Below are 9,082 nucleotides of genomic sequence, written 5' to 3' on the forward strand. Positions count from 1 at the left end.
GCACCTATCCGTTCGTCACCTCGTCGAACATCGTCGCGGCGCGGGCGGCGGGGCGACCTCCGGTGCCGGCGCAGGTGCGCCGTAATCGACCTCCAGGCGCGCGATGGCGTTGTCGAGCGCCTGCCGCTCGAGATCGATGTCCGCCTCGGGCAGCGGCGGGTCGAGGGAGCGGAGCTGGCCGATCAGGGCGTTGCGCGCGCGCTCGTAGACCGCCTTGCGCATGGCCGGCGTCCGGTCGGGCAGGGCGTCGAGCGCCCGCGCCAGCAACGGGTAGTAATCGGCCATGTCCTCAGGGATCCGCGGGTTCGCGGTCCGCGCGTCGCGCGGACCGGACGATCAATCCTCGAAGGGATTGTGCATCAGGATGGTGTCGTCGCGCTCCGGCGACGTCGAGAGGAGCGCCACCGGGCAGCCGATCAGCTCCTCGATGCGCCGGACGTACTTGATCGCCTGCGCCGGCAGCTCGGCCCAGGAGCGGGCGCCGGCGGTCGTCTCCGACCATCCGGGGATCGTCTCGTAGATCGGCTCGACCCGGGCCTGCGCGGCCTGGCTCGCCGGCAGGTGGTCGATGACCGCGCCGTCGAGGCGGTAGCCGGTGCAGACCTCGATCGTCTCGAACCCGTCGAGGATGTCGAGCTTGGTCAGGGCGATGCCGTCGATGCCCGAGGTCCGCACGGTCTGGCGCACCAGCACCGCGTCGAACCAGCCGCAGCGCCGCTTGCGCCCGGTGTTGACGCCGAACTCGCGGCCCTTCCGGCCGATGGTCTCGCCGATCTCGTCGAACAGCTCGGTCGGGAACGGGCCCTCGCCGACGCGGGTGGTGTAGGCCTTGGCGATGCCGAGCACGTAGCCGATCGCGCCCGGGCCGAGGCCCGAGCCGGTCGCCGCCTGCGCCGCGACGATGTTCGACGAGGTGACGAACGGATAGGTGCCGTGGTCGACGTCGAGCAGCGCGCCCTGCGCGCCCTCGAACAGGATGCGCTTGCCGGCGCGGCGTTCCTCGTCGAGCAGCGCCCAGACCGGGCAGGCATAGGGCAGGATCGTCGGCGCGATCGCCTTCAATTCGGACAGCAGGGCGCCCGCGTCGACCTCGGCGATGCCGAGGCCGCGGCGCAGGGCGTTGTGGTGGGTCAGCACCCGCTCGATTTTGGCCGGCAGGGTGTCGGCATCGGCGAGATCGACCACGCGGATCGCGCGGCGGCCGACCTTGTCCTCGTAGGCCGGGCCGATGCCGCGCTTGGTCGTGCCGATCTTCAGCCCGGCGTTGGCGGTCTCGCGGAAATGGTCGAGCTCGCGGTGCAGCGGCAGGATCAGCGTCGCGTTGTCGGCGATGCGGAGGGATCGCGGCGAGACCTCGACGCCCTGCGCCTGGATGCGGGCGATCTCGTCGACGAGGTGCCATGGGTCGACGACGACGCCGTTGCCGATCACCGAGAGCTTGCCGCCGCGCACCACGCCCGAGGGCAGCAGCGCCAGCTTGTAGGTCACGCCGTCGATGACGAGCGTATGCCCGGCATTGTGGCCGCCCTGGAAGCGGACCACGATGTCGGCCTGCTCGGAGAGCCAGTCGACGATCTTGCCCTTGCCCTCATCGCCCCATTGGGCGCCTACGACGACGACGTTCGCCATGCGTGCCTTCAGACCCGTGGCCCGTTCGCGGGCGCCCGGCGTTGCGCCGCGCGAGAGAAAACCCGTTGCCGTGAGGGTGTTTCCGCGATCCGGTCCGGGAAATCAAGCAAACCGCCCCCGCCGTGTCGAACCGGCAGGGGACGAGCTTCGGCGCGGAGCCTATTTGGCTTCGGTTCCGGGCTTCTGCCCCGGCAGCTCGCCCGGCTTGATCACCGGCATGGAGCCGGCGTTCGGGTTCGGCGGCTCGACCACCATGCCGGGGGCCGCGTTGCCCGGCGGCTTGATGACGCCGTCGCTCTGCCGCAGCTTGTCGCTGAGCGTGGAATCGGCCGGCGGCGCGTCGGCATTCGGGCGCACGCGATCGGGCGGCGTCTGATTCTGGGGCGGCAGCACCGGATCGCTGTCGCGACCCTTCAGCGGCGCATCGGCATTCTGGGCGAGCGCGGCCGTGGCGACCAGCGCGAAGACCGAGGCGGCGAGCCCCGTCAGGACCTTTGACAACGAAGACCTCCCTCTCGTTCGCGATCGGGAAGCAAACACCGAGGCCGGGGAACCGTTCCTATCGCGATCTTTTGGGACCGGATGTCCTGATCGAATGAGGCGCCACTTCCCTCCCCCCTCCGCGGGGGAGGGTGGGCCTCGCATGAGCGAGGGTCGGGAGAGGGGAGCGACCTTTCCGGACAGCGCGCTCCCCTCTCCCGACCCGCTTCGCGGGCCACCCTCCCCCGCGGAGGGGGGAGGGAAGACGAGTCGAGGACATTCCGTCGAATGGAATGACGAGGGATGCGCCTCAGCTCCCCCGCGCCATCGCGATGTAGAGCTCGCGCAGGCGGCGGGCGATCGGGCCGGGGACGCCCTCGCCGATCGTGCGGTCGTCGATGGCGACGACCGGCATCACGAAGGCCGAGGCGCTGGTGTAGAACGCCTCTGCCGCCGCGTAGGCCTCCTCGACGGAGAACAGGCGCTCCTCCACCGTCAGGCCGGTCTCGGCGGCGAGCCGCATCACCGCGGCGCGGGTGATGCCGGGCAGGAGCGCGGTCGAGAGCGGGCGGGTGACGAGGCGGCCGTCCCTGGTCGCGATGAAGGCGGTGGAGGACGAGCCCTCCGTGACCGCGCCGTCCTCGACCATCCAGGCTTCGGCGACGCCGGCCTCCGCGGCCGCCTGCTTGGCCAGCACCTGTGCGAGCAGGGCGACCGACTTGATGTCGCGCCGCTTCCAGCGCAGGTCCTCGACCGTGACCACCTTAGCGCCGGTCTCGGCCAGCGTGTTGGCGAGCACGGTCTTGGCTTGCGTGAACATCATCACGGTCGGCGGCGTGCCGGCGGGCGGGAAGGCGAAGTCGCGCTCGTGCACGCCGCGCGTGACCTGCATGTAGACCAGCCCCTCGACGACCCCGTTCCGGGCGACGAGCTGGGTCTGCAGGCGCTCCCAGGCGGCCGCGTCGTGCGGGTTGCGGATGCCGATCTCGCCGAGCGACCGGTCGAGGCGGGCAAGATGCGCCGCGTTGTCGACGAGGCGCCCGTCGATGATCGCCGAGACCTCATAGATCCCGTCCGCGAACAGGAACCCGCGATCCATCACCGGCACGCGGGCCTGGTCGAAGGGCAGGAATTCGCCGTTGAGGTAGACGATGCGGGGTGACGCCACGGCGGATGCCCTTTGCGATGACCGGTCGATATCGTTCCAAGCAGGATTCGTGCGGGGTTCAGCCGTCCCCGAAGACCCGCGAGAAGATCGTGTCCACGTGCTTGAAGTGGTAGCCGAGATCGAAGCATTCCTCGATCTGCTCGGGCGACAGGGCCGCCGTGACCTCGGCATCGCCCTTCAGCAGGGCGAGGAAGTCGCCCTCCCCGCGCCAGACCGGCATCGCGTTGCGCTGGACGAGGCGATACGCGTCCTCGCGACTGACGCCCGCCTGCGTCAGGGCCAACAGCACGCGCTGCGAGTGGACGAGGCCGCCGAGCCGGTCGAGATTCTTCTGCATCTGGGCCGGGTAGATCAGCAGCTTGTCGATCACCCCCGTCATGCGGGCGAGCGCGAAGTCGAGGGTGACGGTAGAATCCGGCCCGATCATCCGCTCGACGGAGGAGTGCGAGATGTCGCGCTCGTGCCAGAGCGCCACGTTCTCCATCGCCGGCAGCGCGTAGGCGCGCACCATGCGGGTGAGCCCGGTGACGTTCTCGGTCAGCACCGGATTGCGCTTGTGCGGCATCGCCGACGAGCCCTTCTGGCCTTCCGAGAAGAACTCCTCGGCCTCCAGCACCTCGGTGCGCTGCAGGTGACGCACCTCGATCGCGAGCCGCTCGAGCGACGAGGCGACGACGCCGAGCGTCGCGAAGAACATCGCGTGCCGGTCGCGCGGGATGACCTGGGTCGAGACCGGCTCGACCGTCAGCCCCATCTTCTCGGCGACGTAGGCCTCGACCCGCGGGTCGATGTTGGCGAAGGTCCCGACCGCGCCCGAGATCGCGCAGGTGGCGATCTCCTCCCGCGCCAGCACCAGCCGGGTGCGGTTGCGCGCGAACTCGGCGTAGGCCTGGGCGAGCTTGAGGCCGAAGGTAACGGGCTCGGCGTGGATGCCGTGCGAGCGGCCGATGGTCGGGGTGAGCTTGTGCTCGAGCGCGCGGCGCTTCAGGGCGGCGAGCAGCGCATCGACGTCGGCGATCAGGATGTCGGCGGCGCGGACGAGCTGGACGTTGAGGCAGGTGTCGAGCACGTCCGACGAGGTCATGCCTTGGTGGACGAAGCGCGCCTCCGGCCCGACGATCTCCGACAGATGCGTGAGGAAGGCGATGACGTCGTGCTTGGTCACCGCCTCGATCGCGTCGATGCGGGCCACGTCGAACACCGCGTCGCGGCCCTTCTCCCAGACCTTGTCCGCGGCCTCCTTCGGTACGACGCCGATCTCGCTGAGCGCCGTGGTGGCGTGCGCCTCGATCTCGAACCAGATCCGGAAGCGGGATTCGGGCGACCAGATCGCCGTCATCGCGGGGCGGCTGTAGCGGGGGATCATCGGCGTCTCGGATCTGGCGGGCGTATCGTGCCGCGCGCCTAGCACGGCTGAGCCGGGAGGTGAACGCACCGCAGGGCCGGCCGGCCCTGCTGACCGCGCTGGCGTTACGCCTTCGGCTCGACCCGCACCCAACCCTGCGGCTGCAACCGCTCCTGCGGCAGGAAGCGGGCCTTGTAGTCCATCTTGCGCGAGCCCTCGACCCAGTAACCGAGGTAGAGGTACGGCAGGCCCATCTCGTGGGCGCGCCGGATATGATCGAGGATCATGTAGGTCCCAAGCGACCGGTGGGCCTCCGCCGGGTCGTAGAACGAGTACACCATCGACAGGCCATCGGAGAGCACGTCGGTGAGGCAGAGCGCCACCAGGCCGCCGACGCCGCGGCCATGGATCGCGGTGTCGGGCCCGCGCCGGCGATAGGCGACGAGGTGCGTGTCGACGTGGCTGTCCTCGATCATCATCGCGTAGTCGAGCACCGTCATGTCGACCATGCCGCCGTCGCCGTGGCGGGCGTCGAGGTAGCGGCGAAACAAGGCGTACTGCTCGGAGGCCGGGCGGTTCGGCTCGGGCGTGCCGACGAGGTCGGCGCTGCGCGACAGGATCCGGCGTTGGCTGCCGCTGGCGACGAAGTCGGACACCACCACGCGCACCGAAATGCAGGCGCGGCAGGTCTCGCAGGCCGGGCGGTAGGCGATGGTCTGCGAGCGGCGGAAGCCGCCCTGCGTCAGGATCTCGTTGAGATCGCGGGCGCGACGGCCGACGAGGTGCGTGAACACCTTCCGCTCCTCCTGCCCCGGCAGGTAGGGGCAGTTCGACGGCGCCGTCAGGTAGAATTGCGGTGTGTCGCGCGGGTGGCTCGTCACGCTTCGCGCTGCCCTCTCGCCACGGGTTCCTGCGCCGGGCCGCCGCTGCAGTGTAACGCGGCCGTGGCCGCGCTCAATGGGTTGCCGGCCAAGGCGAGGCGACAATTTCGCCGCGCCGGTGCGCGCGGCCGAAACCGTTTGCCGGCGCGGTCGCGACGTCAGCCGGCGCGCACGACGGCGAGGCCGAGGAGCACGTCGTGGCCGAGGCGGCGATCGCTGCGGACCAGGCCGAAGGCGAGATCGACGAACCACAGCAGGAAGGTCGAGATCGCGACGTAGAACAGCAGCGCGTGGACCGCGGCGGTGATCAGGTCGACCGGCCGCCCGGTCTCCGGCGCGACGACGCGCAGGCCCATCATCCGCATCCCGAGCGTGCTCTGGCGCGAGCCGCCGACGGTGATCGCACTGTAGATCACGCCGCTCGCCGGCAGGACCGCGAACAGCGCCCAGCCGAGGCCGAAGGTGACCACGCCGAGGAAGGCGATCGCGACCCAGAGCAGGGCGCTGAAGCCGAGGATGAACAGGATGTCGAGCAGGTAGGCGACCGTGCGGCCGCCGAGGCTGGCGCGGACCGCCGGCATCGTCACGGGGGGCAGGTAGCTCGGCGCTTCGAACGGGCGGGCGTAATCGGAGCGGGGGTTCAGCATGGCCGTGATCTCGCGTGACATCGCTGGACCGTCACATGGGAATCGCCCCGATCTCCCTCAAGGCCCGCCCCCTCGGCTCAGCCGGCCGCCTGCTCGATGACGCCGCGCCAGCCGAGGCCGGCATAGGTCTCGTAGCCGGGCGTGGCGTGGTACGCGACCAGGCGCCCCTGGGGATCGCGGTAATGCCCGCTGGCGGCGGCGTCGACCTGCAGCGGGTAGCGCTCGGTGAGGATGCCGCGGCCCCGCGAGCAGGCGATGACGCGATGGCGCGCGTCGAGCAGCATCACGCGGCTCGATGCGCGCTCGTCGGGCGCGAGGCGGACGCCCTCGACGATCGCGCGGGCCTGCGGCTCCCAATCGAAATGGATCGCGAGGTAGCCCAGGGGCTTGCCGTGCGCCTCGCCGTCCGCGCGGACCGAGGCGACGTAGGTCGCGACCTGCGCACCGCCGAGCCCGGCGCAGCGCGCGATGTCGGCGACCGTGAAGTCGTCGCCCGAGGTCAGGGCGCGCGCCTTGGCGAACCACGCCTCGTTGCGGACGTCGCGGCCCTGGACGGCGAAGCGGTCCGGGCGCCCGCCGGCGATCACGCGCCCGTGCAGGTCGCACAGCCAGAGGTCGAGATAGACCGTGTAGGACGACAGGATGACGCCGAGGCGCCGGCTCGCATGGGCGGCGGCCGCCTCGGTCGGATCGGAGGCGGCGTCGACGATCGCGGCATCCGTCGCCCACCAGCGCACGTCGCAGGTGCGCTCGTAGAGATTGCGGTCGATCACCTCGACGGCGTTGAGGGCGAGATCGACGCAACGCGTGGCGCGGGCGTGGTCGGCGAGCTGGCCGACGGCGCGGGTCAGCGTGTCGACGCCGTCGCCGAGCTTCGTGCCCAGCGCCGAGGCGAGGCCGTCGATCGCGCCGGCGACTTGGCGCACCTCCTGCGCCACCACCGAGAAGCCCGCGCCCTGCGCGCCGGCATGCGCCGCCTCGATCATCGCGTTCATCGCCAGCAGATGCATGCGGCGGGTGATGGTGTTGATCGCGCCGATGCTGGCGCGGGTCGAGGTCTTCAGCTGGCCGGTGGAGCGGTCGACCAGTTCCGCGAGGCCGACATCTTCGGAGATGCGCTGGGGGACCATGGAATCTCCTGGGCGCGCCGACGCGGGCACGCCGACGCGTACCTGTGGGGGAGAAGGTTGTATGAATCCGTAGTGATATAGACTTAGGACTGTAATATTTTCGCAAATCTTAAAAGCGCGAGGCATGGGCTGCTGTTAATTTTTGCTGGCTTGAGCTGTAATTGCTGCTCTTGCAAGCAAGTCACCGTCCGTCTGCCTCAAAACACGTCACCGTATAGACTACGTGACGCTAACCTCCTTCGAGCGCCGAGCGCTCAAGGTATCTTCTGCTTGGGCTCGTCGGCGTCCGGCGTGTCGAGATAGTAGCGCTTGAGCAGGTAGAGGGAGGCCTCCGACAGCGTCGTGCGGTCGGTGGAGATGCCGTCGAGCACGGCCCCGGCGTTGAAGCGGCACAACGCATAGTGGGGATGATGACCGAGCACGTAGTCGACGCGGATGCTGTCGGGGGCCGCGCCGGTGCCGGCGCGCAGGATCCGCACCGCCGTCTCGTCCGGCACGAGCGCGGGCACCGCCTTCCGGCAGATGGACAGGCGCTGGCGCTGCACCGCGCTCTCGCAGGCGCTGAGACCGCCGAGAAATCCGAGCACGATCCCGAGGGCGACGACCCCCCTGCCCCGCCGGCGCCTCACGCCCCGGTGCGCAGCCGCTCGGCGACGCGGGGGGCGTAGTAGGTCAGCACGCCGTCGGCGCCGGCGCGCTTGAAGGCGAGCAGGCTCTCGACCATGGCGCGCTCGCCGTCGAGCCAGCCGTTGCGGCTGGCGGCCTCGATCATCGCGTACTCGCCCGACACCTGGTAGGCGAAGGTCGGCACGCCGAATTCGTCCTTCACCCGGCGGATGATGTCGAGATAGGGCAGACCGGGCTTCACCATCACCGAATCGGCGCCCTCCTCCAGGTCGAGGGCGACCTCGCGCAACGCCTCCAGGCCGTTGCCGGGGTCCATCTGGTAGGTGCGCTTGTCGCCGACGAGCGCCGCCTGCGTGCCGATCGCGTCGCGGAACGGGCCGTAGAACGCGCTGGCGTACTTCGCCGCGTAGGCCATGATCTGCACGTCGAGAAAGCCGGCCTTGTCGAGCCCGGCGCGGATCGCGCCGACGCGCCCGTCCATCATGTCGGAGGGCGCGATGATGTCGGTGCCGGCCTCGGCCTGGATCAGGCTCTGCTCGACCAGCAGCGCGACGGTCTCGTCGTTGAGGATCGCGCCGTCCGAGAGCAGGCCGTCATGGCCGTGCGAGGTGTAGGGGTCGAGGGCGACGTCGGTCATGATGCCGATCTGCGGCACCGCTTTCTTCACCGCGCGCACCGCCCGGCAGACGAGGTTGTCCGGGTTCAGGGCCTCGGAGCCTGTGGGGTCGCGCAAGCTCACTTCCGTATAGGGAAAGAACGAGATCGCCGGGATGCCGAGGCGAGCGGCGCGCTCGGCGTCGCGCACGATCTCGTCGACGCTGAGGCGCTCGACGCCGGGCATGGAGGCGATCGGCTCGCGCCGGCCCGTCCCCTCGATCACGAACATCGGCCAGATCAGGTCGTCGACCGTCAGCGTGTTCTCGCGCACCAGCCGCCGCGACCAGTCGGCCTTGCGGTTGCGGCGCGGACGCTGGGTGATCTTCAGGCCCTTGGCGCGGGTCCCCTCCCGCGCGGTCTCCACGGCGAGCGGGCGCGGCCGGGGCGTGTCGTCGGAAGCGTGTTCGAAGGGCATGGGATCGCGTTCGCTGTGATCGGTTCGCGGGTGGCGCGGCGTAGCATAAGTGGCGGGGCGGGCGAAGCCGGCGAAGCGCCGCGACGTCACGAGCCGCCGGAGG

General features: G+C 70.3%; 9 protein-coding genes and 1 pseudogene. All 10 read right to left on the bottom strand.

The genetic code is table 11. The features are described 5' to 3' along the window. Positions 1 to 72 precede the first annotated feature (72 nt). Positions 73 to 285 (bottom strand): annotated as a pseudogene (locus tag FV223_RS12850) (histidine kinase); the annotation flags it as partial. Between the two features lie 51 nt (positions 286 to 336). Further along, positions 337 to 1,629 (bottom strand): adenylosuccinate synthase, encoded by a 1,293-nt coding sequence (locus tag FV223_RS12855; protein ID WP_147727418.1) that lies wholly within the window; start codon positions 1,627 to 1,629, stop codon positions 337 to 339. 159 nt (positions 1,630 to 1,788) lie between these two features. Next, positions 1,789 to 2,130 carry a hypothetical protein gene (locus tag FV223_RS12860; protein ID WP_147727419.1) on the bottom strand — a complete coding sequence of 114 codons (342 nt, stop codon included), beginning with the start codon at positions 2,128 to 2,130 and terminating at the stop codon, positions 1,789 to 1,791. A 289-nt stretch (positions 2,131 to 2,419) separates the two neighbouring features. Continuing rightward, positions 2,420 to 3,277 (bottom strand): D-amino-acid transaminase, encoded by an 858-nt coding sequence (locus FV223_RS12870; protein WP_147727420.1) that lies wholly within the window; start codon positions 3,275 to 3,277, stop codon positions 2,420 to 2,422. Between the two features lie 58 nt (positions 3,278 to 3,335). Continuing rightward, positions 3,336 to 4,643 carry an adenylosuccinate lyase gene (purB, locus tag FV223_RS12875; RefSeq protein WP_147727421.1) on the bottom strand — a complete coding sequence of 436 codons (1,308 nt, stop codon included), beginning with the start codon at positions 4,641 to 4,643 and terminating at the stop codon, positions 3,336 to 3,338. Positions 4,644 to 4,747: 104 nt separating this feature from the next. Then, entirely contained in the window at positions 4,748 to 5,503 is a 756-nt protein-coding gene (locus tag FV223_RS12880; RefSeq protein WP_147727422.1) for an arginyltransferase, read from the bottom strand. 158 nt (positions 5,504 to 5,661) lie between these two features. Then, positions 5,662 to 6,150: an RDD family protein gene (locus tag FV223_RS12885; RefSeq protein ID WP_147727423.1), complete on the bottom strand. Its 489-nt coding sequence runs from the start codon at positions 6,148 to 6,150 to the stop codon at positions 5,662 to 5,664. 77 nt (positions 6,151 to 6,227) lie between these two features. Continuing rightward, entirely contained in the window at positions 6,228 to 7,280 is a 1,053-nt protein-coding gene (locus FV223_RS12890) for a methyl-accepting chemotaxis protein (RefSeq protein ID WP_243938100.1), read from the bottom strand. 254 nt (positions 7,281 to 7,534) lie between these two features. Beyond that, positions 7,535 to 7,909 carry a hypothetical protein gene (locus tag FV223_RS12895; RefSeq protein WP_243938102.1) on the bottom strand — a complete coding sequence of 125 codons (375 nt, stop codon included), beginning with the start codon at positions 7,907 to 7,909 and terminating at the stop codon, positions 7,535 to 7,537. Continuing rightward, positions 7,906 to 8,979 carry a porphobilinogen synthase gene (hemB, locus tag FV223_RS12900; protein ID WP_147727425.1) on the bottom strand — a complete coding sequence of 358 codons (1,074 nt, stop codon included), beginning with the start codon at positions 8,977 to 8,979 and terminating at the stop codon, positions 7,906 to 7,908. Before hemB ends, FV223_RS12895 begins: the two co-directional genes overlap by 4 nt. Positions 8,980 to 9,082: the final 103 nt, after the last annotated feature.

It is taken from the genome of Methylobacterium sp. WL116 (assembly GCF_008039455.1).
In the GTDB taxonomy this organism is placed as follows: Bacteria; Pseudomonadota; Alphaproteobacteria; order Rhizobiales; family Beijerinckiaceae; genus Methylobacterium.

Coding starts and splice junctions, on each gene's coding strand:
- FV223_RS12885 (WP_147727423.1), bottom strand. CDS start 6,150: ATGCTGAACCCCCGCTCCGATTACGCCCGCCCGTTCGAAGCGCCGAGC.
- purB (WP_147727421.1), bottom strand. CDS start 4,643: ATGATCCCCCGCTACAGCCGCCCCGCGATGACGGCGATCTGGTCGCCC.
- FV223_RS12855 (WP_147727418.1), bottom strand. CDS start 1,629: ATGGCGAACGTCGTCGTCGTAGGCGCCCAATGGGGCGATGAGGGCAAG.
- FV223_RS12890 (WP_243938100.1), bottom strand. CDS start 7,280: ATGGTCCCCCAGCGCATCTCCGAAGATGTCGGCCTCGCGGAACTGGTC.
- hemB (WP_147727425.1), bottom strand. CDS start 8,979: ATGCCCTTCGAACACGCTTCCGACGACACGCCCCGGCCGCGCCCGCTC.